Source organism: Pseudomonas sp. Tn43 (genome assembly GCF_014192635.1).
In the GTDB taxonomy this organism is placed as follows: Bacteria; Pseudomonadota; Gammaproteobacteria; order Pseudomonadales; family Pseudomonadaceae; genus Aquipseudomonas.
The window spans coordinates 1-26,217 of record NZ_JACHYG010000017.1 but is presented as its reverse complement, the minus strand read 5'-3'; the positions used below and the strand labels follow the sequence as shown (position 1 = coordinate 26,217).

The 26,217-nt window shown below is 57.5% G+C and carries 22 protein-coding genes; 12 read left to right on the top strand and 10 right to left on the bottom strand.

The genetic code is table 11. The features are described 5' to 3' along the window. Window positions 1–6: 6 nt before the first annotated feature. From FHW68_RS25440 to FHW68_RS25425, 4 genes are all read right to left on the bottom strand, one after another. Window positions 7–3,444, bottom strand: coding sequence for a dermonecrotic toxin domain-containing protein (locus FHW68_RS25440; protein WP_183683680.1), 3,438 nt, complete (start codon window positions 3,442–3,444; stop codon window positions 7–9). Between the two features lie 165 nt (window positions 3,445–3,609). Continuing rightward, a complete protein-coding gene (locus tag FHW68_RS25435) occupies window positions 3,610–6,165 on the bottom strand; it encodes a LuxR C-terminal-related transcriptional regulator (RefSeq protein ID WP_183683678.1) in 2,556 nt (851 codons plus the stop codon). 302 nt (window positions 6,166–6,467) lie between these two features. Continuing rightward, on the bottom strand, window positions 6,468–7,835 hold the full coding sequence (locus tag FHW68_RS25430; protein ID WP_095633319.1) for a DUF1329 domain-containing protein: 1,368 nt from the start codon (window positions 7,833–7,835) through the stop codon (window positions 6,468–6,470). Window positions 7,836–7,858: 23 nt separating this feature from the next. Further along, window positions 7,859–9,652 carry a DUF1302 domain-containing protein gene (locus FHW68_RS25425; RefSeq protein WP_183683676.1) on the bottom strand — a complete coding sequence of 598 codons (1,794 nt, stop codon included), beginning with the start codon at window positions 9,650–9,652 and terminating at the stop codon, window positions 7,859–7,861. 896 nt (window positions 9,653–10,548) lie between these two features. On the opposite strand from FHW68_RS25425, the gene FHW68_RS25420 reads away from it, so the two are divergent. Then, a complete protein-coding gene (locus FHW68_RS25420; RefSeq protein WP_260296837.1) occupies window positions 10,549–12,585 on the top strand; it encodes an S-type pyocin domain-containing protein in 2,037 nt (678 codons plus the stop codon). Beyond that, the gene (locus tag FHW68_RS25415) at window positions 12,582–12,839 is read left to right on the top strand and encodes an immunity protein (RefSeq protein WP_183683674.1); all 258 of its coding nucleotides are present in this window, start codon (window positions 12,582–12,584) and stop codon (window positions 12,837–12,839) included. Before FHW68_RS25420 ends, FHW68_RS25415 begins: the two co-directional genes overlap by 4 nt. 44 nt (window positions 12,840–12,883) lie before the next feature. Here FHW68_RS25415 and FHW68_RS25410 read toward each other — a convergent pair whose 3' ends face one another. The 4 genes from FHW68_RS25410 to FHW68_RS25395 form a co-directional block, all read right to left on the bottom strand. Further along, window positions 12,884–13,795 (bottom strand): SDR family oxidoreductase, encoded by a 912-nt coding sequence (locus FHW68_RS25410; RefSeq protein ID WP_183683672.1) that lies wholly within the window; start codon window positions 13,793–13,795, stop codon window positions 12,884–12,886. A gap of 111 nt (window positions 13,796–13,906) precedes the next feature. Next, window positions 13,907–14,809 carry an alpha/beta fold hydrolase gene (locus FHW68_RS25405; protein ID WP_183683670.1) on the bottom strand — a complete coding sequence of 301 codons (903 nt, stop codon included), beginning with the start codon at window positions 14,807–14,809 and terminating at the stop codon, window positions 13,907–13,909. Next, the gene (locus FHW68_RS25400; protein ID WP_095633313.1) at window positions 14,810–15,592 is read right to left on the bottom strand and encodes a class II aldolase/adducin family protein; all 783 of its coding nucleotides are present in this window, start codon (window positions 15,590–15,592) and stop codon (window positions 14,810–14,812) included. It lies immediately after the preceding gene. Window positions 15,593–15,758: 166 nt separating this feature from the next. Next, window positions 15,759–16,214 carry a flavodoxin gene (locus tag FHW68_RS25395; RefSeq protein WP_095633312.1) on the bottom strand — a complete coding sequence of 152 codons (456 nt, stop codon included), beginning with the start codon at window positions 16,212–16,214 and terminating at the stop codon, window positions 15,759–15,761. A gap of 103 nt (window positions 16,215–16,317) precedes the next feature. Between FHW68_RS25395 and FHW68_RS25390 the strand changes: the two genes are divergently transcribed. Next, entirely contained in the window at window positions 16,318–16,794 is a 477-nt protein-coding gene (locus tag FHW68_RS25390) for a PAS domain-containing protein (protein ID WP_183683668.1), read from the top strand. Window positions 16,795–16,848: 54 nt separating this feature from the next. Next, window positions 16,849–17,454, top strand: coding sequence for a hypothetical protein (locus FHW68_RS25385; RefSeq protein ID WP_095633310.1), 606 nt, complete (start codon window positions 16,849–16,851; stop codon window positions 17,452–17,454). Between the two features lie 20 nt (window positions 17,455–17,474). On the opposite strand, the gene FHW68_RS25380 is transcribed toward FHW68_RS25385, so the two are convergent. Further along, window positions 17,475–18,452, bottom strand: coding sequence for a MerR family transcriptional regulator (locus FHW68_RS25380; protein WP_095633309.1), 978 nt, complete (start codon window positions 18,450–18,452; stop codon window positions 17,475–17,477). Between the two features lie 360 nt (window positions 18,453–18,812). Here FHW68_RS25380 and folM point away from each other — a divergent pair, with 360 nt between their 5' ends. The 6 genes from folM (at window position 18,813) to FHW68_RS25350 (ending at window position 22,661) form a co-directional block, all read left to right on the top strand. Next, on the top strand, window positions 18,813–19,523 hold the full coding sequence (gene folM / locus FHW68_RS25375) for a dihydromonapterin reductase (RefSeq protein WP_095633308.1): 711 nt from the start codon (window positions 18,813–18,815) through the stop codon (window positions 19,521–19,523). 22 nt (window positions 19,524–19,545) lie between these two features. Continuing rightward, window positions 19,546–20,121 (top strand): GTP cyclohydrolase I FolE, encoded by a 576-nt coding sequence (gene folE, locus FHW68_RS25370; RefSeq protein ID WP_095633307.1) that lies wholly within the window; start codon window positions 19,546–19,548, stop codon window positions 20,119–20,121. A 2-nt stretch (window positions 20,122–20,123) separates the two neighbouring features. Continuing rightward, window positions 20,124–20,495 (top strand): dihydroneopterin triphosphate 2'-epimerase, encoded by a 372-nt coding sequence (folX, locus tag FHW68_RS25365; RefSeq protein WP_007901645.1) that lies wholly within the window; start codon window positions 20,124–20,126, stop codon window positions 20,493–20,495. A gap of 103 nt (window positions 20,496–20,598) precedes the next feature. Then, window positions 20,599–20,895 (top strand): DUF1244 domain-containing protein, encoded by a 297-nt coding sequence (locus tag FHW68_RS25360; protein ID WP_095633306.1) that lies wholly within the window; start codon window positions 20,599–20,601, stop codon window positions 20,893–20,895. Beyond that, a complete protein-coding gene (locus FHW68_RS25355) occupies window positions 20,888–21,226 on the top strand; it encodes a HopJ type III effector protein (protein ID WP_095633305.1) in 339 nt (112 codons plus the stop codon). Before FHW68_RS25360 ends, FHW68_RS25355 begins: the two co-directional genes overlap by 8 nt. A gap of 184 nt (window positions 21,227–21,410) precedes the next feature. After that, window positions 21,411–22,661 carry an aspartate aminotransferase family protein gene (locus FHW68_RS25350; RefSeq protein ID WP_183683666.1) on the top strand — a complete coding sequence of 417 codons (1,251 nt, stop codon included), beginning with the start codon at window positions 21,411–21,413 and terminating at the stop codon, window positions 22,659–22,661. 189 nt (window positions 22,662–22,850) lie between these two features. Here the strand turns inward: FHW68_RS25350 and trxB are convergent, their stop codons facing one another. Beyond that, the gene (gene trxB, locus FHW68_RS25345; RefSeq protein WP_183683664.1) at window positions 22,851–23,807 is read right to left on the bottom strand and encodes a thioredoxin-disulfide reductase; all 957 of its coding nucleotides are present in this window, start codon (window positions 23,805–23,807) and stop codon (window positions 22,851–22,853) included. Window positions 23,808–24,122: 315 nt separating this feature from the next. Between trxB and cysZ the strand changes: the two genes are divergently transcribed. Then, window positions 24,123–24,878, top strand: coding sequence for a sulfate transporter CysZ (gene cysZ, locus FHW68_RS25340; protein ID WP_183683662.1), 756 nt, complete (start codon window positions 24,123–24,125; stop codon window positions 24,876–24,878). Window positions 24,879–24,918: 40 nt separating this feature from the next. Then, window positions 24,919–26,118 (top strand): glycosyltransferase family 1 protein, encoded by a 1,200-nt coding sequence (locus tag FHW68_RS25335; protein WP_183683660.1) that lies wholly within the window; start codon window positions 24,919–24,921, stop codon window positions 26,116–26,118. The last annotated feature ends 99 nt before the right edge of the window (window positions 26,119–26,217 follow it).

Sequence of the window (26,217 nt, the reverse complement as noted above, 5' to 3'; positions counted from 1 at the left end):
GCAGGATCACTCTGTGATTCGGGTTTCACTGTCCTGAATGAGGTACGCGGATGTCACCGCAGTGACATAACCAACGCCCACCGGAACGCCAGTCGCGGTCGACACAATTTCGGAGATGTCCTTGATCCGCGACAACAGGCCCACCGCCGAAGTCGACGTGCCAATTCCCGCGACGATGCCCACATACAAGAGGATGGTGCCTCTCCACGCCGAGGCGAGGTAGGCTTTGCCGGCATCTTCATCTCCCAGGCTGTAGGCAATCACACCCTGAACGATCGAACGCGTGATACGCAGGACGCTGGCCACCAGAGCCACCGGTGGGATAAACAGCGAGATGACATCTACGACCAGTTCTGCGCCGATCATCACGTTACGCCAGAAGATTTCCCCACGCGTGCTCGTCTGATAGTCGACGTCGTAGATAAGCCGCGACACCATACTGTCGTATTCGAACCTGAAGTGGGACACAAGGTAACTGTCTCGCAACCTTGGCGTCGGCAAGGCATCTGAAGCGTTGCGGCAACTGTCGACAAAACGTTGCACTACGCCTCTGTCTTCCAACCTGACAAGGCCGACAACCTGATCGCCCAGTGCGTATCCCTTCAAGTCCTGGGTCAATGACTCAATGGGACGAAATGCCAGGCCATCCGGTGCTTTCGGAATGTAGATCAGGTATTCCAACCTACCAGCCACGTTGCGCCCGAACGTATAGGCACCCTCCAACCGTAGCCCCTCCAGCGCCAGCGTATAAACGCCTTCGCCTGGGGCGCCCCCCGTCGGCAACGGAACCGTACGATCATGATCCAGATCCTCGATCAGCCCCTTGAGCCAATTGAAGCGTTCACCGGAAAGAGAGCCCTGAATCTTTTGTGTCAATGCCGCCCTGAGCATTTCGTTCTGCACGGTCTTGCAGTAAAGCTTTGCTTTCAGATCATAAGAAGGCGTTGTCAGAAAACCCTGCCGTAGGTACTGCTCATATTTCTCACCCGGCATTAAGTTGATCAGCGCCGTGACAGCGGCCTCATTCAAGCGCCCCAGCGATGAGTTATCCAGGGAACTGAACGCCACCGGTTCATCAGCCCGCCAAATCTGCCACTGTATGAACACATTGGTGAGTGTCATCCAATCGTGTCCACGCAACTTGACGCTCACCCGATCCGGGTCGATTTCCGGGTGTGGGCCGGATCGACGCAGATAATCGTTCAACGCTTTCATGACCAGTTTTCGCGAGAAGGCGGCAAGCGTTTCAATGTGCAGTAGTTCTTTTGACACCTGGTAGATGGCTTTAAAATCTGTGTTCAGCCTGGTGAAAAGTTCGCGATCTTGTGGCACGGCTTTCCTGTACCAATCGGGTGTGGCCACCTGTTCTTCGGCAATTTCCCAGCCGACAATAGTGTGGATGGCGCCCATCAACGGTCCATCTTCCATCCGGCTGGCCCATTTCACCAAAGTGACACCGCCCCACCACCAGGGCTGGAACACCGGCCCCGGTTCGACGTAGGAAAGATAATCCTTCACGAACTGCTCACGATCCGTACTGAAAGCCTGCCTGATCAGGAAGTCGCGATCGCGCTGCTCGAAACCCCACGCAATGAACTGTCGCTTCAACGCCATCAGATCGGGGAACTCATACCATAGCTGCCCCGTCGGTGCGCCAGGTGCATAGAGCACATGCATCGAAAGATCGGGCATTGCACCTCTGGCACGGTAAACGATCATGTCTTTGAACGGTCGGTAATAGCTGCGAAAAGCAACGCCGCATGCCTCCACTGCCGGATCGCCAAACAGATAGCGCTGGGCGATGTCCTGTGCTTGCGGGCCGATATGTTTTTGAAGCAACGCGGCGAAGTTGCTCAGTGCAATCTGTTGACTTAGTACTTCTCGCAGGGCGTCCTTAACTTGCGGATCGTTAAGGTGATTACTTCGTTCAGTGGCGTACCTCAAACGAAGATCAAATTCCCGGATGGCCTTTTCGATATGGGACACTGACAGTCGTGGGTTGTAATGGAACTCTTCAAACTGAATCGTGTATCGCCCTGCAACATCATGCACACCGTACATGAATAGCTGTGTCAGGGTTTTACGCTGAACATGCTCGATGTTCCTGGCGCCCATACGCACCGAATGCTTTACCGACACCCAAACGGTATCGGGGTCAACGCGATTGGTATCGCCCTGGGAGATATGTTCTTCGACGATACGCCGCACATAGTCCTGAAAGGAGGACAGCCCCCCCATTGCCTCATGCAATGTCACCTGACTGCTGAGTAACGCCCGTTCCAAAGCGGCAAATGTTTGCTGATGGGGGGTGGACGCGTCCTTCAGCCATTGCGGCCTGGCGTTCATCGTCATCAATGCGAGCAGACGTGCGGTGCGGCTCTTGGCATCACTGTTCAACTCATACAGGCGTTGAGTCTGCTCAATGGATAGGATGATGCCTGGCAGATCTGCCGCGGGCTCCAGCAAACGGCGAATGCCATAAGCAACATCACGCCGTTGTTTATCCAGCAGGTTGTCGATGACATTCTGGAAAATTTCGCCATGGGTTTTTAAATAGCGGATATCAGGCACACTGATGACCTGTTCAGCATCCTCCAGTGAAATATCCTTGAGCAACTGCGCCCGGCTGTTCGGATCGCTCAGGCGCTGTTCCAGCGAGCGGTGCATTATTGCCGACGTCTGGAAAGTTTCCAGCCCGTTTGGGGGGGTGTAAAGGATGACCCAATCATCATTGGCAGGTACAAGCTCATCCATGGACCGGCCACTTGAATACATGACAAAACAACAAGCCAGCGTTGCAAATCGTCCGTTTTCCAGCTCCAGAGAAAGACTGTAAGCCGGCGTCTGGGGGTTATCCCTGATGTAAACTTCGTAGCTCTTTCCCAGGTCCGCCCCCACCCCTTGCATTTGTACCGTTGCTTTCAACTCTTGCCAGAAAAGCGCCGCATACACGTCCCGCAAATCCCTGCTGCGAGAGACCGATTCACGACCTTGGGCATCCCTGCCCAGAGGTGCCGCCCAGTATTGCTCCAGAACCTGCGTGTATTTTTGTCCCAGCGCACCCAGCACATCGCCGATCAGCGCCCCCAGGGCAACCACGTCCAGACCGTCGACCCGGTCCAGCTCATCCATGGAGTCGGGCCAGTCATAGACGCCGTACTGACTCGCGTCGTAAACAGGAGCGCGCCCACGACTCAGGCATTCCATGAACACGTCCATGAACAGACCGGTCGGCTCCTGATTCGCAATGCCTGAACGTCGGGCATTGATGTAAGTCTTGCTGATGTAGACCTCCGGCAACAGTTGCTGAAGTTCCTTTAACAAAACGTCCTGCACGATTGATTTAAACGATGGGGCTTTGTTCACCACTGCTTCCAACGCGGTAAAACTTTCAACCACCTTTGCAAGACTTTCTTGTATCAACGGTGTTTCCTGAATACTCATATACACTTCCATTAATGCACCTTAAAAAATCAGACAACGAAACATTGCCTGAAGCCAGTGCAATTAACTTACCGCAGTCAAAACCAATAATAATATCCACCACTCTTTGCAAAATATTAAACAACCCAGATATCAAAACAGACGCACAACAAGATTAAAAAACAATTAACCGCACAACCCCAGCGTTCTTGCCCTTGCCACTGCATGCGTCCTGCGCTCAACACCTAACTTTCCATGAATCCGTCGGACATGTGTTTTAACGGTATGTAATGAGATGAACAACTTATCAGCTATTTGTCGATTCGAATTTCCTGACGCAATCAACTCAAGCACTTCCACTTCCCTAAGGCTCAGTGGACTTTCATTAATATCTTTGTCAGGCAATGGCTCGTTATTATCGATCCGGTGCAGTTCCGACAAGAGACCGGGGCAGCGCCTGTTCAACTGCGCCAACAACGACTGCACGTTACAACGGTTCGCCTTCGCTAGACCTTTTTCGAAGAACTGCCGGGCATTCCCCTGTTCGCCCAGCATGAAGGCCGCTTCGGCCATCGCCAACAGAAGCTCGGCTTCCAGGCTGGCCATCCCGTTCGCTTGTGTGTCCTCAAGCAGCGTGGCGAGTCGAGCCAAGGGATCCGCCACCCGTTGCAGTTTGATCTCGGCCAGAATCAACAAACACTCAATCCGTGGAATCAACTCCAGTGTCGCCGGGGGGGCCTGCCGGGCCTGTGGCCCCCGATAGTGTTTGAGCACCCGGCTCAACGCCTCATGCGCCAATTCGGGACGCCCCTGTTGCAACCAGCACTGACTGCTGACCTGCAACAAGGCACTGCGGTAGACCGTGTCGGGAATCTGCCGCTGCTGCATCAATCGCTCGGCATCGCGCAGGCGAACGAAGGCTTGGGCGTAGTCGTCCTGATTGGCCGCCAGTTGTGCCTGCCCGAGAAAACCGTACAGCGCACGTTTGTCATGGTTGCGAACGCAGTCCTCCAGCCCGGCCTGAAAAAAATCCGCGGCCTGTTCATCCAGCCCCTGACACAAGGCCAAGCGCCCTCGACGCAAGGCAATTCGTCCCAGTAGAGGCACTGCTCGGTCTGATTGCAGGCAAAGCAGTTCATGCATATTGGCGAGCAGATTTTCAGCGCGCCCGGGAGCCCCCCGCTGCTCCAGCAATTGCGCATGATCGAGTTCCATCAAGCCCTCGAACACCAGCGAACCCTGCGCCCGCGCCAGGCACAGCGCCTCGCGGTTATGGGCTTGCGCCACATCGAGTTCGCCCCTCAGCAGCGCTTGTTGGGTCAGACCGGACAAGCACATCAGACGCGCCGTCCAGCAGTCGGGATCGAGCGCGCTCAATGCATCAAGAAAGTGGGCGCGCGAAGACTGCATTCGTCCCTGCAAATGCAGTAACCAACCCTGCAGGGCCTGCCAGCGTGCAATCAATTGACGCTGCAGCACCGCCGAGGGTTGAGGCGTGAAATACGCCAAATGAGCAATGCAGGCAGTCGCCTGTTCGAAACGCCCGGCGAACAACAACGCTGCGGTAATCAAGCCCACCAACTGCGGGCTCCCTAGCGTCAGTTCTTCGCCTTGCTGCTCATGCAAACGCAGCAACAGCACGACCGTTTGCTCTTCGAACAAGTGCTCGAAACTGAAATGCTGCAACAGGCTGACCGCCACTTCGTATTCCTCGGCGAGCAAGGCCTGTTCGAAAGCCGATCTCCAGTCCTGTTCAGCACAGAACCACTGGCAGGCGCGCCGATGCCAAGAGCGTCCCGCCGGCCATTGTTCGTTGCGCAATAACTGGGTGAAAGGGGTAAAAATCTGCAGCCAGTCGCTGGAGTCTTGCCAAGGCTCGATAAAGCAACCCAGCGCTTGCAAGGACCGCAAGTATTGAGCGCCCTCCCCGGCCCCGAACAGGTGATCGCACAATCGGGCATTGAAGCGGGGCAAGTGGGCCAGTACGCGCCAGGCCTCACTCAATTCAGGCGTCAGTGAGGTGAATAACTCATGCTCCAGATAATCGAGCAAGGTGGCGGCCCGTCCCAGGGAATTGTCCTGACGTGACCAGTCGCACTTGTGCAGCAATGCAATCCGCACCCCGGCACACCAGCCGCCGGTGCGCTGGATGATCCGACCCGCCACCTTGGCGGCTTGCTCGGGTACCCAAGGCTGCAATATCTGCTCGACTTCACCTTGGGTGAACGCCAGCGAAGCGCTCTCGCACTCGTATAACTCAGCGTCGAGCAGCAACCTTGGCCAGTTGCATTGCGGCCGGCGTCGGGTACCCAGCCACCAGGTCAGCATCGGGCTGCTGATCGCCAGCATGCGATCGAGTAACGGGTCCAGCTCCGGATTCGGCAGACGGCAATAGTCATCCAGAAACAGCCAGGCGGGTGTCTGCAATCGCGCCAGACCGTCCAGCAACCCGGTTTCATCCGATGAGGCCAGCCCCAACGTTTCTGCCAGACGCTGACGAAAATCCGCCGCGCTCCACGCCACGCCAGACATGGGCAACCAATGCACCCGGCATTGGGTTGGCGCCTGCAACAGGCATTCAGCGAGCAATGCGCTCTTGCCACTGCCGGCGGGTGCACAGAGTAATTTCACCCGGGCCGTCGAAGCCAATAACGGCTCGCTCAAACGAGCCCGCAACAGGTGATGAGAGGACAGACGGGGCAGGAATCCAGAACGGTCCAGACACGGAGTCATGGCGGTCATTGCGGCGTGCCTTTTTATAATTGTCCGGCCACCGTAGTCCTCTGTAACCCGCTTGTTGAGAAGTATTCAGGACGCTGATTGGCGCCCATAAAAAAGCGAGCCAGTTAAGCAATTTCAGCCACTACTCGTCGTAGCAGCTGCCGAGCCCGCGAGGCTGCGTTCGGCTGCGCAGCAGTCGTAAAATGAGAAATTGCGGTACGTCAGGCAGATTGCATCAGCCAGACTCACGACTGCTTCGCAGCCGAACGCAGCCTCGCGGGCTCGGCAGCTGCTACGGATCGCATTACGGCTTGAATGTGTCTCTACCGAACACCCTCGGCGCGCAGGGCCGACGGAGTGTAGTCCGCAGACTTGGCGTTGAAGCCGAATTCGAAGCTGTGCTTCTCTTCGTTCTTCATGCCCAGGGCAATGTATCGGCCGGCAATGATGTCGTAGAGCGCCTCCAGCGTGTAGGCCGGGGTCTGGTGATTGTAGTAATACTGGGCGTGACCTTCGGCCACTCGCCACAGTTGACCGCGACCGTCGTAATGATCCGCCAGCGCTACTTGCCAGCTGTCTTCGTCGATGTACATGTGGCGTTTGGCGTAGATGTGCCGCTCGCTCGACTTGACCGTGCCGACCACTTCCCAGACCCGGTGCAATTCATAACGGGTCAGGTCCTGATTGATGTGCCCGGCCTTCACCACGTCATCGTACTTGAGGCTCGGCGAGTCGAGTTTGTAGCTGTTGTAAGGAATGTACATTTCCTTTTTGCCGATCAGTTTCCAGTCGTAGCGATCAGGTGCACCGGAAAACATATCGAAGTTATCCGACGTGCGCAGGCCGTCAGCGGCGGTGCCCGGCCCGTCGTAGGCCACTTGCGGCGCGCGACGTACCCGACGCTGACCAGCGTTGTAGATCCACGCCAGGCGCGGCTCTTTCACCTGGTCGAGGGTTTCATGCACCAGCAGCACGTTACCCGCCAACCGCGCTGGCGCGGTCACCGACTGCTTGAAGAAAGTCAGCACGTTGGCGCCTTTTTCCGGGTCCAGGTCCTTCATCAATTGCGGTACGGCAATCTCTTCTTCGAAGCGGATCGGCGTGTAGCTGCCGTTGGTCTGTGGGGTCACCTGAGTAATGATGCGTCGCAGGTTACCGCCGTGATAACGGGTGATGTGGTTCCACAGCACCTCGACGCCATTCTTCGGAATCGGGAACGCGTAGTAGCGGTTGCCGGTGAAATTGGCCAGGCCGTTACCGTCGTTGATGCTGTTCACATTCAGCGCGCTGCGCTTGGCCGACTCGTAGATTTCCGCCGGCAGCCCCACGGTGCGATGGGTCGGGTAGACCGGGATCTTGTAGGTTTCCGGGTAGCGTTTGAACATCGCCACCTGGCCATCCGAGAGCTTGTCCTTGTACTTGGCAACCGTCGCGGCGGTGATGGTGAACAGCGGTTTTTCATTGGCGAATGGGTCAGCCAGGAAGCCTTTGCTGTCGACAGCGCCGGCGTTTTTCGGGATGCCACCGGTCCACGCCGGAATCGAGCCGTCGGCGTTGCCGGCTTTCTCGGCGCCCAGCGGCGTGAGCGTGCTGCCCAGCTTGTTGGCTTCTTCCGGCGAGACCGCCGCCATCACGTTGGCGGCCAGCAGGCTCAGGGCCAAGGCGCCACATTGCAGAATCATCTTGCGCATTAACATTATCCTTCTCAGCCAGATCAGAAGTTCACACCGAAGCTCAGCGCCAGGAAGTCACGGTCTTCCAGGACGTTGTAGTCACCGCCGAAGAAGTCGGTGTAACTGAGGCTCGCGGTATAGGTGTTGCGGTAATCGGCATCGACACCGACGCTCACCGCCTTGGCGCCTTCGTTGAACAGCCCATTGGGGCCGTAGCCGGCGACGTCGTGGGACCAGGACAGATTCGGTTTGAGGTTGACCCCGCCGATGGCGTTGGCGTAATCGAGAATCGCCCGACCGCGGTAACCCCAGGAGGTGGACGTGACAAAGCCTTCCGTGTCGCCGCCAAAGCCGTATTGGCCGTAGACCGAATCCCGGCCATAACGCAGCGTGTCGCGCGACTCCAGGCCCCCCACTCGTACCACGGCGGCTTCACCGACCAGTGTCAGGCGTTCAGCACCCAGAACCTGGTCGAAAAAGTGCGTCAGGGTGCTTTGGACCTGGGTCACTTCCTTGCGCCGATAACCCGTGTTGTCGGCACCTGGCCGGGTCGCGACAGGCGATGCGGCGCCGCCGGCGATCGGGTTTAGCAACGCCAGGGTCAGGTCGTTGGTATTGACCTGCACCGGAGCGTTGGGCCGGTAGCTGATTTCGCCGGTCCAGGCAGTGCCGGTGGGCAACGTGGTGGAGAAGCTTGCGCCGTACAGACGAATGTCCTCGGGGTATTCGAGGTAATACTGGCCGCGCCCGAGCATTACGCTTTGTGCCAGCCCCGAACCGCTGCCCGGAGCCAGACGGTTGGCAATGCTGACCATGCCCGGCAGGCTGGCCAGTGTCGACAGCCCCGCGGTGGTAGTGCCGACGCTGGGTGTGCGACTGTGGTAGTTCATGAAGTAGAGGCCGTACTCGGTGTCGTCACCGAGCCAGCGCAAGGCGGTGCCCCACTGCCCTGAATCCCGGGCATCGCGGTCGCCGCCACGGGGCACGATGACGCCCTCGCCGGTGACCTGAATAGGTTGGCCAAAGGCTGACGCCAGCGGCGCCAACGGGGCAATCGCCGGGCTGCCGACGGTGTAACCGTTGTTGCAGCCGTCCGCCGCCACGTCGACGCCGAAGAAAGTGCCGCAGTTGTCGAGCACCGTCTGGTCCCACTCCAGTTGGTAGAAACCTTCCACCGTGAGCTGATCGGTCAGGCCTTGGGAAGCGAACAGCATGTTCACCGGAATCAGGCCTTCCTTGATCTCCGCCCCCGGACGACGGAACGCGGAAACGTCGACCGGGTTGATGCTGTTGATAGAGTTGCCGATGAAGGTACTTTCACCCCAACTGACCACCTGCTTGCCGGCGCGCACGGTGCCCGGCAGATCGGCAATGGAATAGTTGTGATAGACGAATGCATCGAGAATCTGTGCGCCCGAAGACTTGGCGCCTTCTTTGCGACCGCTGTCGCTGATCTGCTTGAACTCGCGGTCTTCGTCCTTCAGCTCGAAGTCGTACCAATACTTGCCACGGACGAACACGCCGGTGTCGCCGTACTTCAATTCGAGGTCGTGGATACCTTTGAAAATCTTGGAGAAGGTCTCGCCTTTCTTGAAGTTCAGGCGCCCGTCATCACCGGTCGAAGACTGGCCCGTACCGCCGTTGACGCTGCCCACCAGCGACTTGTCGGCATCACGCATGCCCCAGCTCGCGCCGACCGACAACGAGGAATCGAACTGCCCCTCGATTTCGCCGATGTTGAATGAAACAGCCTGCGCCTGGGCACAACAGCCCAAGGCCACCGCAGCGGCCAGCGCTTGCGGTTTGAAGATGGCGCGCATTGTTATTTTTGTCATGCGTCTTCCCCAGTGAGTGACAGAAGGCCCCACCCTACTGCCGTGCGCCGATAGCGATAAGCGCACCAAGGAGGTATTCGCGTTGTACCTCCAAAGGATGAATGTCCGCCTGGGACGAGGGTTTGCGCGAGGTATGGATGGGCTGGATGGAGGATTATCAGCGCAGCGCATGGGACGCGGTTGAATCGGGCGCGTAGCCGCTGCCGAAGACCGCATTCGCCTGTAGCAGCTGCCGAGCTCGCGAGGCTGCGTTCGGCTGCGCAGCAGGCGTAAACCCTGAACCCACAGTGTGCCTCTGACAGAACGCAGTACCTGATTTTGCGACTGCTTCGCAGCCGAACGCAGCCTTCGGCAGCTGCTACAAAAAGCCGGCCTGCGACTGTTGCTCAGACTGCAACAGAGCATGTCTGGAATCGCTATTTTTCCTTTGCGCTCAAGCCCTTATTCTTGCCGGGCTTTCACGGCAAACGGCCTGAAAGCATGAAGCGTTGGGGATGATGGCCTCCAACAGAATCCAGATGATTTGAAGCGTTACTTTCGACTCATCGCCCCGTGTTCATTGACGTTGATTTATTGCTCCTTGATCTACGTCTTACTTTGGCCGCTGCGTTTGCAGCGGCCTTTTTTATGGGGGATGGTTTTGTGGTGATAGCGTCTCCCATTGCTTCTGAAGACAGCTTTGAAAGATCTTTCCTGCAACAGCATGGGAAACGTCTTTTTATGCGAAGGAACATCCTGCCTTCATTTCTACCCCATCGAAACTTCCGCTTCTTCTATATGTAACTCCTTACAACACTCTCAGACTCGTCCCTGCGGCTTCTGCTGTAACGTTAAATGGCGCAAAACAATCGCTTACTAAAAATACTTTCTTGAATACAGCGCACATTCAAAAGGATATGAATATGCAAAAACCTCCACCATTGGTGTTAACTCAAGCTGTGCATACCACAGCAATAGCGCCTCCGGGCGTACACCCCGTACCCGCCACTTCACCACACTACCCTAATAGCGGACATTTCGGCTTCCAGCCGGCAGTCGGGACAATCTTGAACAAATTGCGGAGCACCACCAAGACTTCAGAACAGGAGTTTCAAGTCCGATCCAGTCAACTACCGCAAACTATCGAGCAAGAACTGGCAGCCACAAGACTCGAGGGATCGACTCACCCGCTTCCCCCTGCCGAGGCAATCATTCGCGAACTGGGCGTGCGCAACACGCTTCTGGCGCGCAAGACCGCCGACTTTCACCACAAAACGGCGATCGCCAATAGTTTTTATGGCGTAGACCCCATCGGCAAGCCTTTGCAGGCGTTCTATCCAAAAGCCTTGACCCTGGAGAAGCCAGTTCCCGCGAATGGTATCGCGATACAAGCTTGGATGACCTCGTACAAGGCAGCATACGAGGCAAGGCTGCTGTCGCAAACCATCCAGATGCTGAATCAGCAACACGTCAACGTACTCAACTGGCTGGCTGCCGTGCAAGCCAATGATCAGGCGCGATTGGCGGCTGAACAGGAAGCCCGTCGGGTCGCGGCCGAATTGGCCCAAATCAACGAGCAAGCCGCCATCCGTGCCCGGGAGCAGACACGGCTTGCGATGCTGGCCGAAGCCCAACGACTGGCTGTCGAACAAGCACGGGTTGCCGCCGAAGCCGCCGCGCGACAAGTCGCTGCTGAACAGGCACAGCTTGCAGCATTGGCCGAGGCTCAGCGCCAGGCAGAACAGCTTCGCGTTGAAGCTGAACGGCAGGAGCATGAGAAACAGCAGGCGGCTTCAGCAACCCTGCGTGTATATCCCGCTGTGGGAGCGACCGCCTCTTCCAGCCCGGTATTTTCCTTCGCCTCGACCGCCGTCATCCTCGCTCCCGAAACGTCGGCCGCGATAATCACCGCACTGCGTTCGGCATTGCAGGTGGCAACTGCGGCAGGCGCCGCGACACTGGGCTCGGTATTGATCGGTTTCGCCGCTTTGCTGACGCCTTCGCGCCTGGGAAACGGCGAACGCTTTACGATGAGCGTACCGCTCGCGGAACTGACGTCAGAAAGCGCACCGTCACTGCGAGCGATTGCAGACCGGCAAGGAACACTGGATCTGCCGGTCGGAATTGGCTACAGACCCATCGGCTCAGGCGCAGAGGTGTTTGTCATCACCGCCGACGGGTTCGATATTCGCCCCAGCGTTCCGGTGAGGCACGCCACATTCGATGCGCAGAACAACGTTTATCGGCTAAGCCTGCCTGACTCGCCAACCAATACCCTGACCTGGACGCCCGCCGTCACGCCGGGTAACAGCTCGACCGAACGGCCGATTGTTCAGGCTGATACGCCGACGTATCCCGGAATCCCAATCGTGCCGCTCGAAGGGCGTCTGGATTTGCATCCCATACTGGTGGAGGGTTGGGACTGGTCCATCATCGTCTTTCCAGATGATTCGGGTATTGCGCCGCTGTATGTCGTTATCAGCAGTCCCTATCAAGGGGCTTACGTCAAAGGTAAATACAGCGGGCGTCTTTTCAATCCGGAGCTGGCGGGTGGACCGATACTCGATCTGGACTGGCGCACGGCTGTCATTACCCAAACCGGAATTGATGCAGTGAAATTACACATCGCACGGCTCGATCAATCGGACGCCAACGACATAATGGTTCGACGCCTAGAAAAAATTCTGAGCCAACACGGAAAAGTAACTGACACAGATTTACGCTACTACACTCATGAGATACGAGAACTAGAGCGTTACAGGGCGTTCGGCTATAGCGACACCGCATCTCCTTCCGACGAGTCTCAAATATGGAACAATGCACATACGGCTACTCTTGAGGACTACAAGCTAGGAAGCGAATTGACACTTTTGTATAGCGAAGAAGCAATCAGCGCAATGAATGCACAAGACCAAAGAGAGTACGAAAAAGACATGAGGAGCTTCGAACAATGAGCCCTATCGAACAAATCATCAAAAACGAATCGGTAGAAGATGTCGTTTCGTATTTCGCGCTTTTCAGGTCTGCCCAAGCGGTCGACAGAATGTATGGGCGACACCGCCAGGAGATAATTTTAAATGGTGAACTGGTAAACACTTACAACTCGCTCTTCAGCGATGGCGTACTGGCTAGCGATGAACATGGAAAAACCGTAAAGGGACCGAACTGGAAAGCCCCTCAGTTTATTACCGAAAATAAATATTCTTAACAAGCAACTCGGCCACCAAGCCTCAGCTTGGTGGCCTGCTCCACTTAAACCGTATATCTCTGCAAATTCCCCATCATTTCCTTCAGCGCCTCAATAGTGTCCTTCGGATGCGCTGCCCCCTCAAAATCGCAAATCTGCTCCCAATGCGCCGCCACATCTTCCGGTGAAAATCCCACCCGCGGATCAAACCCGGCCCCAAGGCTGCGCTCCCAGCGCACCTTGCCCATCCAGCCGCCACCCACTTCGAACAGCCCGGACGTTTCCTGGCAATGCTCGCTGGCCAGGTACACCACCAGCGGGCTGACCAGTTCCGGTTTGAGTTGTTCGAATACTTGCGGCGGGATCAGGCCTTCGGTCATGCGGGTGCCGCCGGTCGGGGCGATGGCGTTGACCAGGATGTTGTTTTTGCGGCCTTCGATGGCCAAGGTACGGGTCAGGCCGTAGAGCCCGAGTTTGGCCATGCCGTAGTTGGACTGACCGAAATTGCCGTAGATGCCCGAAGTCGATGCGGTGAAGATCACGCGGCCATAGTTTTGCTCGCGCAGGTGCGGCCAGGCGGCGCGGGTGACTTTGTAGGCGCCTTCGACGTGGACGCGGTAAACCAGGTCCCAGTCGCTGTCGTCCATTTTGTGAAAGGTCTTGTCTCGCAGGATGCCGGCGTTGTTCACCACGACATCGACACGGCCGAATGTGTCGAGTGCATGCTGGACGATTTTGTCGCCATCAGTGACGGAATCGTGGTTGGCCTCGGCGATGCCGCCCCCTTCGCGAATCTCCATCACCACACGATCGGCCGCCGATGCATTGGCGCCTTCGCCTTGAGCCGAGCCACCGAGATCATTGACCAGCACCTTGGCGCCCTGCTTTGCGAACAACAGCGCGTGCGCCCGCCCCAAACCACCGCCCGCACCGGTGACGATCACCACTTTATCTTCGAAGCGCACAGACTCATTCATGGGGAAACTCCAGCAGGCCAGGGGACAATGAGTGCGAGTGTCAGCGACGAAGCTGCCGGTCACAATGAACACGGGGGCGGCTGAATGGTGGGCAATAAGGCAGCGGGATAATCAGGAACAGGCCACCTTGCGCGGCGGTGAAACCAGCCGGTCGCGAAACTCCAGATAGTGCTTGAGCACCTGCGCTGGCGCTTCGATCTGCGGGTAATGGCCGACCCCGGCTAGCAGAATGGTGTCCGGGTCGCGAATCAGTTGCCGATAGCGCGTCACCATGTGCGCGCCGGAAACCGGATCGACCTCGCCATCGATGAACCGCAACGGCACCTCGCCACGCTGCATGGCGCTGACCCAACGCTCACGCTGGACCCGGCGCTGCGGGATATAACTGATCAATTTGTGCATGATCCGTTGCCCGCGATTGCTGTCGACCAGGCTCCAGAAATCATCCAGTTCACTTTCGGTGGGCCGTGTCTGCGGGCCGAAGACCTGCTGGAAACTCTTCACTAACGCGTCTCGGGTAAAGGCTCGCCCGATCATCCAGCCCAAAGGGCTGAGCAGGAGCTTTTGCATCAACACCGGGTGATGGGCTTCAGGAAACAGCCCGCCATTGAGGAACACACAACTGGCGATATCAGCACGTGTTTCATAATGCCGGGCCAACAGTTCCTGGGCCACGCTGTCGCCATAATCGTGTGCCAATACGTGAACGGGTTGGTCTACGTTCAAATGCGCCAGTAAGGCCTGTTGCAAATCGGCCTGTTCCAGCAGGCTGTAGTCGTGGTTCACCGGTTTGGCCGAATCGCCGAAGCCGAGCATGTCGCAGGCAATCACCCGATAACGCTGCGCCAGCGGCTGCCACAGGTAATGCCAGTCCCAGCTGGCGGTCGGGAAACCATGGATCAGCAACAGCGGCTCGCCTTGCCCCGCGGCCCAGTAGCGCAGGGTCTGACCGCGGAATACGAACGTCTGGCCGCGCTTGCGCCAGACACACAGCGGAATCTCGGCGAGTGCCATTTAGAGTTTATAACCCGGGTCTTGTTTATCGAGTTTGCGCAGCAGCGCCGGCCAGGCCAGCGCGCCACCCATCCCTTGGGCACTTTTGGTGACACCGGCGATCATCGCCTTGGCGCCTGCCAGAATCTGCGGTTCGATGGCGATCAGCTCTGCGCCACCGTTCTGCGCCAGCACTTGAATCTCGCAGGCGCGCTGAAAGGTGAACATCATCAGGAACGTGTCGGCGATGGTACTGCCACAGGTCAGCAGACCGTGGTTGTGCAGCATCAGGAAATTGTTTTCGCCAAGATCGGCTTGCAGTCGCGCCTTCTCTTCATGGTTCAGCGCAACGCCTTCGTAGGCGTGATAAGCCAGGCTTGAAAGAACGAACAAAGACTGCTGACTGATCGGCAAGATGCCCTGCTTCTGCGCCGATACCGCCACCCCCGCCGCGGTGTGGGTGTGCAGGACACACACGACGTCATGACGGACTTCATGCACGGCGCTATGGATGGTGTAACCCGCCGGGTTGATTTCGTAAGGGCTGTCCATCAACTTGTTGCCGGCCTGATCGACCTTGACCAGGCTCGACGCCGTCATCTCATGGAACATCAGCCCGAACGGGTTGATCAGGAAGTCTTCAGTGCCCGGCACCTTGGCGGAAATATGGGTGAAAATCAGATCGTCCCAGCCATGCAAGGCGACCAGGCGGTAACAGGCCGCCAGATCGACGCGAGCCTGCCATTCGGCGGCACTGACCTTGTCTTTAATGCTGTGTGGCGATTGGACGGGGGCTACGCTCACGGCAAGAATTCTCTTTTTTATTTTTCTGGTTTTTTATTGTTTTTACTGCGTTACAGCAGTCTAGTCAGCCCTCGGACTTCGGGTAGTTGCATTGGCAGCCAGCTTGATGGCCGAGCGAGTCAGTACACGGGGGAGCCTGGATCCATTGTCAGAATCCCCCCACACGTCAGCCTCGCAGTGCGCTGACCAGTTCCGCCAGCCAAGGCTCGGCGTCGGTTTCCGGCGTTACGGTTTCGCTGGCGTCCAGGCGTAGCATGTCCAGTATTTCGCGCACACCCAATTCGCTGAACAATTCGCGCATTTGTTCGCCGCCGCCGCAGAACGTGTCGCCATAACTCGAATCGCCCAAACCGATCACCGCGCCTGGCAAACCACGCCAAGCCGCCGGCAACTGATCGCGGATGGCGAAATACAACGGCTGCAGATTGTCTGGCAACTCGCCCATGCCGGTGGTCGAGGTCACCGCCAGAAATGCTTCGGGGCCAAACGCCTGAACATCGGCGAGGGTCGCACGCGGGTTGTGGAATGTTTCAAAACCGGCGGCGTTCAAAATACTTGCAGCGTGACGGGCGACTTCTTCAGCCGTGCCGTACACCGAGCCGGAAAGGATGGCGACTTTCATCAATCTGATCCTGAATCTAAATAAAAGTAGGAGATATTAACAGCACCGACCTCGTTGATCTTTTAGAATGCAGCGTATCAATCGATACGCAAAGGGCTCTGCAATGATCAATGCCTCTCTGCTGAAAATGGCCATCGATGCGTCCAACGATGGCATCGTGATTGCTGAAAAGGAAGGCGAGCAGGACAACATCCTGATCTATGTAAACCAGGCATTCGAACGCCTGACGGGTTACAGCAGCGAAGAAATCCTCTATCAGGATTGCCGTTTTTTGCAGGCAGGAGACCGGGATCAGGCCGCCCTTGCCTTGATTCGCCAAGCATTGGACAGTGGCGGCTCCTGCCGGGAAATCCTCAGGAATTACCGCAAGGACGGCACGCCGTTCTGGAACGAACTGTCGCTTTCCACGATAGAAAACCCGCACGACGGTCGGACCTATTTCGTCGGGGTTCAGAAAGACGTCACGGTTCAGGTCAAGGCGCAGCAGCGAGTCGCGCAGCTGGAAGCGCAATTGGCCGAGGCACAGGCAGAAATCACCGCCCTCAAAACGACGAACGGCTCAAACCAATCTGCGAATTAATGGTCATTAACTACAATCACCGATGACTTTGTAATTATTTCTTTCGAGCAAATCATGCAGCGCGACGCACTCTTGACTCAGGATGAGCTGGATTTTATCCAGAACATGCAGCACAACCCGCAACTCAATGTGCGGGATGCCACGTCGAGTCTGCTCGTCAACGGTGGTTCGCAGATTCGTGACTTGCTCACACGTCTGGCGGCGCATGAACAAGTCACCATCCAGGCCAATTTCGAAAATCAGCAAATAACCTTCCCGCTGCATTTGGTGGAAGATGAATTTCACGCCATGCATCTACGTCTTGGCGTCCCCAGCATCTATGAAGACGGGCCGATGATTCGGCCATGGCGCCTGGTGCTCGAAGAGCCCGTGGCACTGGAAAATGCCAAGGGCCAACCCGGCACCATGTGGGTGCATGAAATATCGTTTAAAGGGGTTTTGCTGGAGGTTCGCAACAAGACCAAGGCGCCAAAGCATTTCGCGCTGTGGTTCAGCCCGTCAGGTTATGAGCGGATTGCGTTACGCGGTACCTTCGAGCGTGAAACCGAGCAGGGTTATTACGCCTACGAATTGAGCCAGAGTGACAAGGATGAAACCGAACGTCTGCGTCAGTACATCCTTCAACAACATCGCCTGACCCATCCCGCACTGCATATCTGATTTTCCTGTTTTTTCTACGCTCAGGTATCCAGGTTTCCCGCCAGGAACTGCTTCAAACGCTGGCGCATCAACAGGCCCTCGTTTCCCAGACAACCGATCGACGATCCAGCCAGGCTCTCCTGCGCCAGATCCGATGCATCTCCGGCCAGCAATACCTGACAATCCAGGCTCATCGCCAAACGATTCAAACGTCTAGGCAGTTCGCCCGCTGGCGCATGGTTGGAAACCAGTATCAGTGCCTTGGGCCTGATCTTTTCGCAGATCAAAACCAATTCTTCGAAAGGCTGGCCAATCGCCAATAATTGAATAGCCGAATCGACGCTGCTCAGATACAGCGCCGTGACCAACACTTCGAGTTCCCGGCATTGATCGGCCAAGGCGCAAACAATCACTCGTCGCGGTTGCATGACTCGCACCAGCAACAGACGTTGCAACACTCGAGCGCGCAGAAAACCATCCAGAAAAAGCCACTCGCTGACCTGGCCGAATGCTTCATGGCGTTGTAGCAATAGCTTCCAGACCGGAATGAGAATGTCCTGGAATACTACGGTCAACGGGTAACTGGAAAAAACCTGACCGTAGACATGCTCCAGTTGAACTTCGTCGAAAGCACTCACCGCAGCCCTGACCTGCTGCTGCCATTGGTTGTAATCGGCTTGAACGAGTTCGTTGGGAATGATCTGAGCCAGTGCCTTGAGCGGTTCGGTCTTGGCCAGTATCTTGCCGACCTTGCTGACTGCGACGCCGCGTTCGATCCAGCCAAGGATGCTACGAATACGCTCTATATCGGTCATCGAATACAAACGGTGCCCGCTGTCGGTGCGCACGGGTTGTATCAGACCGTACCGCCGCTCCCATGCGCGTAGCGTAACCGGGTTGACCCCTGTCAGGCGTGCTACCTCGCGAATCGGAAACAGCTCTTCTCGAACCAGCGAGGTGCTGAGGGTCAAACCAGGCGCAAGGTCGGTCAGCACAGGCATTTTGAAATGTGTATCCATGGAAAAAATTGGATCCATTTAACTCCACAGCCCCATTATCGATCAACACGTTGTTGAACTAATTGGCACCGACGTCCTGCGGCAGAATCAGCTTGCTTGAGACGCAGCCCACTATCCGGCGCTGTGTCTGGCGAAGCGCTTATCCGGAGCGACGCGTTTGCCCTACGGAGATACCTCACCCGTCATGCTGATGGTGTATTGCTTCATTCCGCTGTCGACGCGTCTGCTGGCTAGGCGGCTGCATACCCCATCTGCACGTCCATTGCCCGCCGGCCCCTCAACTCAGCATCGCTGATCCACGATAGGTGTACGCCTCCCGTCGCTGGTATAGTTTTGCTCTTACCGCGATGCGAGCCGTTCATGACCTCTACCGCAGCCCCAATCCTCATCACCGGTGCCGGCCAGCGTGTCGGCCTGCACTGTGCGCAGCGTTTGCTCGAAGATGGCCATGCCGTCATTTTCAGCTATCGCAGCGAACGTCCTGGTGTGCAAGCCCTGCGCGATCTGGGCGCGAGCGCGGTGTTTGCGGATTTTTCCAGCGAGGCCGGGATCCTTGCGTTCATCGGCGAACTGAAAAACCGCACCGACAGTTTGCGGGCGATTGTCCATAACGCTTCCGAATGGCTGGCCGAAACCCCGGGCACCGAAGCCGCGGCGTTCTCCCGCATGTTCAACGTGCATATGCTGGCGCCCTACCTGATCAACCTGCACTGTGCCGACCTGCTACGGCGTTCAAGCCCCGCCGACATCGTGCACATCAGCGATGATGTGACCCGCCGGGGCAGCAGCAAGCACATCGGCTACTGCGCCAGCAAAGCCGGGCTCGACAGCCTGACGCTGTCCTTTGCCGCGAAGTACGCGCCCGGCATCAAGGTCAACGGTATCGCGCCAGCCCTGCTACTGTTCAATCCGGATGACGACGCAGCGTACCGCGCCAAAGTCCTGGCCAAATCGGCACTGGGCATCGAGCCAGGCAGCGAAGTGATCTACCAGAGCCTGCGCTATTTGCTCGACAACCCTTATGTCACCGGCACGACACTGACCGTCAACGGCGGACGGCACGTCAAATAAGCCGCTCCCGCGAGGATGTCCCATGACGTTATTCCCGCCACACAACTCCTTGTCCCAGAGCTATCGCGAGATCCTGATCGGCCTGGGTGAGAACCCCGACCGCGAAGGACTGCAAGACACCCCGGTGCGCGCCGCCAAGGCGATGCAATACCTGTGTCATGGTTACGAACAAAGTGTCGAAGAAATCGTCAACGGCGCGCTGTTTGCCTCCGACAACGATGAAATGGTGATCGTCGACAATATTGAGCTGTACTCGCTCTGTGAACATCACATGCTGCCCTTCATCGGCAAGGCTCATGTGGCTTATATTCCAACGGGCAAGGTGCTGGGCCTGTCGAAGATTGCGCGGCTTGTGGATATGTTCGCCCGCCGCCTGCAAATCCAGGAAAACCTCACCCGGCAAATCGCCGACGCCGTGCAGCAAGTGACCGACGCCGCCGGTGTCGCTGTGGTCATCGAAGCCCAGCACATGTGCATGATGATGCGCGGCGTGGAAAAACAGAATTCGACCATGAACACCTCGGTGATGCTTGGCGCCTTTCGCGAGTCGAGCAACACCCGCCAGGAGTTCCTGCAATTGATTGGACGGAGCAAGTAGCAATGCCACAACTTCAACCAGGAATGGCACGTATCCGGGTCAAGGACCTGTGTTTGCGAACCTTCATAGGGATCAACGAGGACGAAATCCTCAACAAGCAGGATGTGCTGATCAACCTGACCATCCTGTACGCCGCTCAAGATGCCGTGCGTGACAACGATATCGATCACGCATTGAATTACCGCACCATCACCAAGGCAATCATCGCCCACGTCGAGGGCAATCGCTTTGCCCTGCTCGAACGCCTGACCCAGGAATTGCTGGACCTGATCATGGTCAATGAGTCGGTGCTGTACGCCGAAGTCGAAGTCGACAAGCCTCATGCCTTGCGCTTTGCCGAATCAGTGTCGATCACGCTCGCGGCAAGTCGCTAAGCTTCAAGCTTCAAGCTTCAAGCTTCAAGCGGTAAGCTAAGGGCACCGCAACCCATCTTGCAGCTTGAAGCTTGCTGCTCAAAGCTGTCTCGCAGAGACCCCCATGAACGATCAACAACGCCTGGAACTAGAAGCCGCCGCCTTTCGTCGGCTGGTCGCCCACCTGGACAGCCGCAAGGACGTGCAGAACATCGACCTGATGAACCTCTCGGGTTTCTGCCGAAACTGCCTGTCCAAGTGGTACAAGGCCGCCGCCGACGAACGCCAGATCGAGGTCAGCCTCGATGAAGCCCGCGAAGTGATTTACGGCATGCCGTACGCCGAGTGGAAAGCCCAATACCAGAAAGAAGCCAGCGCCGATCAACAAGCGGCGTTCGCCAAAGGAAAACCCAATGAGTGATCTGAACACCCTGCGCGCCAGCCTCAAGAGCGGCGAACACGCTTTCGCCGATACCTTGGCGTTCATCGCCGCCGGTTACGACTATCAGCCCCAGGCGTTCAATAACGGCGGCGTGGAAAATGCCGCCGGGCAAAACGAAGGTTCGTGCAAGACCCTGGGTCTGGCATTGCTGGAAGGTTTGAGCGATGAAGAAGCGCTGTTGGCGTTTGGCGAACATTACCGCTCGGTAGTGGCCACGCCGCAAGGCAGCGATCACGGCAATATCCGCGCGTTGATCGCCCATGGCCTGGCCGGTGTGAAGTTCACTCAGCAGCCGCTGACTCGGCGCTGATTCGCGGAAGATCAAAATCAAAAGATCGCAGCCTGCGGCTGCGATCTTTTGACCTTTTGCCATTCATCTCTTACCGCACATCCCGACTTTTAATATTGACCCGGCGACTTTATTTCGTTTGCCGGGCACCGCTGCTCGCGGCTTAGATAAAAAGAAGCATCCCTTCTTCTGAGCCCGGTAATCCATGAGCAGCGAAAACATCAGTCGGTCCATCAATATCGTTCATCCCGTTACGCTCAGCCACGGCAAAAATGCCGAAGTCTGGGACACCGATGGCAAACGCTACATCGATTTCGTCGGTGGTATCGGCGTACTGAATCTCGGCCATTGCCACCCGCGCATCGTCGAGGCCATTCGTGAACAAGCCACCCGGCTGACCCACTATGCCTTCAATGCCGCCCCGCATGCGCCTTACCTCGAACTGATGGATCGCCTGACGGCGTTTATCCCGGTGGATTACCCGGTCAGCGGCATGCTTACCAACAGTGGTGCGGAAGCGGCGGAAAACGCCCTGAAGATCGTCCGTGGCGCCACCGCTCGCACGGCAGTCATCGCCTTCGATGGCGCCTTTCACGGTCGCACACTCGCCACGCTCAACCTCAACGGCAAAGTCGCGCCGTACAAGCAGAAAGTCGGTGTGCTGCCTGGGCCGGTGTTCCACCTGCCCTTCCCCAGCAAAGACAACGGCGTGACCTGCGCCGAGGCACTGAAGGCAATGGAGCGGCTATTCAGCGTTGAGATCGATGTTGACGACGTGGCCTGTTTTATCGTCGAACCGGTACAGGGCGAAGCGGGTTTCCTGGCGATGGACGTGGAATTTGCCCAAGCGCTGCGGCAGTTCTGTGATGACAAAGGCATCCTGCTGATCGCCGACGAAATCCAGTCCGGCTTCGGCCGCACCGGCCAGCGGTTTGCGTTCTCGCGACTGGGCATCGAGCCGGACCTGATCCTGCTGGGCAAAAGCATTGCCGGCGGCGTGCCGCTGGGGGCGGTTGTCGGGCGTAAGTCGCTACTCGATCACTTGCCCAAGGGCGGATTGGGCGGCACCTATTCAGGTAATCCCATCGCTTGTGCTGCCGCGCTGGCGACCCTGGACGAAATGACTGACGCGCATCTGCACGCCTGGGGTGCGCAACAGGAAGAAGCGATTGTCAGCCGCTACCAATCCTGGCGAACCCGCGAACTGTCACCGTATCTGGGCCGCTTGACCGGCGTCGGTGCCATGCGCGGCATCGAGTTGATCAATACCGATGGCACACCGGCTTCGGCGCAGCTGACACAATTGCTGGCCCTGGCGCGCAACTCGGGCTTGCTGTTGATGCCCAGCGGCAAGTCGCGCCACATCGTTCGGCTGCTGGCGCCGTTGACCACTGAAGCCGTGGTGCTGGAGGAAGGGCTGGATATTCTTGAGGCGTGCCTGGCGAAGCTGACCTGAAGTAAAAATCCCCACGATCCCTGTGGGAGCGGGCTTGCCCGCGATAGCGATTTATCATTCAACCTTTGTGTCGACTGACTTACCGCCATCGCGGGCAAGCCCGCTCCCACAGGTTTTTTGATCGACCACCCAATCGTGGGCACAAAAAAACCGGCCGAAGCCGGTTTTTTGCCTTCTACAGAATCAGAATCAAGCGTTCTGCAGATCGTCGAGGTAACGCTCGGCGTCCAGTGCCGCCATGCAACCGGCGCCGGCCGAGGTGATGGCTTGACGGTAAACGTGGTCAGCCACGTCACCGGCGGCGAAGATGCCTTCGAGGTTGGTTGCCGTGGCGTTGCCGTCACGGCCGCCCTGCACAACCAGGTAGCCGTCTTTCAATGTCAGCTGACCTTCGAACAGCGAAGTGTTCGGGGTGTGGCCGATGGCGATGAACACGCCGTCGACTTTCAGTTCGTCGTAGCTGCCGTCGTTGTTCTTCAGGCGAGCACCGGTCACGCCCATGTTGTCGCCCAGCACTTCATCCAGGGTCGAGTTCAGCTTCAGGACAATCTTGCCTTCGGCAACCCGGGCATTGAGTTTGTCGATCAGGATCTTCTCGGCGCGGAACGTTTCGCGACGGTGGATCAGGGTTACGGTGCTGGCGATGTTGGCCAGGTACAGGGCTTCTTCCACAGCCGTATTACCACCACCGACCACAGCCACCGGCTTGTTGCGATAGAAGAAACCGTCGCAGGTGGCGCAGGCCGAAACGCCTTTGCCCATGAACGTTTCTTCCGACGGCAGGCCCAGGTAACGGGCGCTGGCGCCGGTGGCGATGATGAGTGCGTCGCAGGTGTAAGTCGCGCTGTCGCCAATCAGGGTGTACGGCTTGGCGGCGAAGTCCACGGCATTGATGTGGTCGAACACGATCTCGGTTTCAAAGCGTTCGGCGTGCTCTTTCATCCGCTCCATCAGCGCCGGGCCGGTCAGGCCATGGACGTCGCCCGGCCAGTTGTCGACTTCGGTGGTGGTGGTCAGTTGCCCGCCAGCCTGCATCCCAGTGATCAGCAGTGGCTTGAGGTTGGCACGGGCGGCATAGACCGCGGCGCTGTAACCGGCAGGGCCGGAACCAAGAATAATCACCCGCGAATGACGAACTTCAGACATGACCTGCTCCTGTTGACCGGGCCCGACATATCGGGCGCGGAACGCCGGATTGCCGGCGGGAATAAAAAAGGACCGTTGAAAGCACTTGGGGAAGGCTTGGGCTCGACAGTCCTGTAAAAGAATGGGTGCAGCGTATCGAGGGGGCGAAGATTAAGGAAATACGGTTTAACAATCCAGCTCATAGGCGGTCTCTATCCCGTCGCAGTGAATTTATAGACGCCTTTGTTACAGTTAATGTCGATGCCGCTGCCGCGCTTTCGCCTGTCAGGCAAAGCCGGTAAGGTCGGCGCGTTTACCCTTTGCTCGGAGCACGTTATGCCCGCCCCCGTTCTGTCTGGCCCGCAATACTTGCGCGAGGGCCTCAAGCTGGTCCTGAGCCCTGGCCTGCGCTTGTTTGTGTTGTTGCCGCTGGCGATCAACCTGGTGCTGTTCGTCGGATTAATCTATCTGGCCGGCCATCAGTTCAGTTTGTGGGTCGATACCTTGATGCCGTCCTTGCCCGAATGGCTGAGTTTTCTGAGTTACATCCTCTGGCCAATTTTTGTCGTGTTGGTGGTGTTAATGGTGTTTTTTACCTTCACCATGCTCGCCAACATCATTGCCGCGCCGTTCAATGGCTTCCTCGCGGAGAAAGTCGAAGTGGTGGTGCGCGGTACCGACGACTTCCCGGCCTTCAGCTGGAGCGAACTGATCGCCATGATCCCGCGCACCCTGTCCCGGGAAATGCGCAAACTTGGCTACTTCCTGCCCAGGGCCATCGGGCTGTTCATCCTGTCGTTGATCCCGGTGGTCAACATCATCGCCGCGCCGCTGTGGCTGCTGTTCGGGGTGTGGATGATGGCGATCCAGTACATCGACTACCCGGCGGACAACCACAAACTGGGCTGGAACGAAATGCTCGCCTGGCTGCGGCAGAAACGCTGGCAGAGTCTCGGCTTCGGCGGGAGCGTGTATCTGGTGTTGCTGATTCCGGTGGTCAACATTCTGATGATGCCGGCAGCAGTGGCTGGAGCAACGCTGTTCTGGGTGCGTGAGCGTGGCGCGGAAAATCTGCTGGCAGAACGCCGCTGATCGCGTCACAAATCCATCATCCAACCGTCACAATGACGACATGGCCTCAGTCGACACTGAGGTCATGACGACAACTCTGCATATCACCCTGATCACCGAAACGTTCCCACCGGAAATCAACGGCGTGGCCAATACCCTTGGCCGCTTGTTCGACGGTTTGCGCGCGCGCGGGCATCAGGTCGAGCTGGTGCGGCCACGCCAGGGTGGCGACCCGCTCATCGGCAGCGACGATGAATTGCTGTTGTGTCGAGGCTGGCCGCTGCCGGGTTATCCCGGGCTGCAATGGGGTCAGTCGTCGATGCACAAATTGCTGCGGCGCTGGAAACGCCATCGCCCGGATGTGTTGTACATCGCCACTGAAGGACCGCTGGGGTTGTCGGCATTGCGCGCGGCACGGCGCCTGGGGATTTCGGTGGTCAGCGGCTTTCATACCAATTTTCAGCAGTACTCCAGCCAATACGGCTTCGGGCTGCTGACCCGCTTGCTGACCCACTACCTGCGCTGGTTTCACAATCGCTCGACCCTGACCCTGGTGCCCAGCGCCAGTCAGCGACTGGAACTGGAACGCCGCCGTTTCGAGCGCCTGGCGCTGCTCTCTCGAGGTGTCGACAGCCAGTTGTTCCATCCGGCCAAACGGCTGAAACCGCTGCGTGAGCAATGGGGACTGGCCGAGGAAGATATTGCCTTGATCCATGTAGGACGCCTGGCGCCAGAGAAGAATCTTGGCTTGCTCAGACGGTGTTTCGACACGCTGAGAACGACTTATCCACAGCGAAACATGAAATTGATTGTGGTCGGTGATGGACCGCAAAGACCGGTACTGGAGAAGGAACTGCCCGAGGCGATCTTCTGCGGCTCACAACGTGGCGAAGCGTTGGCCAGTTATTATGCGTCGGGGGATGTGTTTCTGTTTCCAAGCCTGACCGAAACCTTCGGCAATGTGGTGCTTGAAGCATTGGCCGCGGGGCTGGGGGTGGTGGCGTACGATCAGGCTGCGGCGGCCCAGCATATTCGCCATGGCTACAACGGCGTTCTGGCCATGCCCGGGGATGAAGAGGCGTTTTGCGATGCGGCACGCTGGCTGCTGGATGAGCGCGAAACCTTGCGTTGCGTGCGCCTTAATGCGCGCCAGCATGCGAGTCGTCAGGGTTGGGCGGCGATTATCGAGCAGTTCGAGGGGCAGTTGCGGGGGGCTTGTGTTGGGGAACAGGTGGTGCCAAATGCACCGACCTTGCCCTGAAAAGCTTCGCGGGCAAGCCTCGCTCCTACATCTATGGTTACCCCCTTTTCTGCAATACTGTTTTTGATGCGTGTTTGGCTTGCTTTCATCTATCCGGCG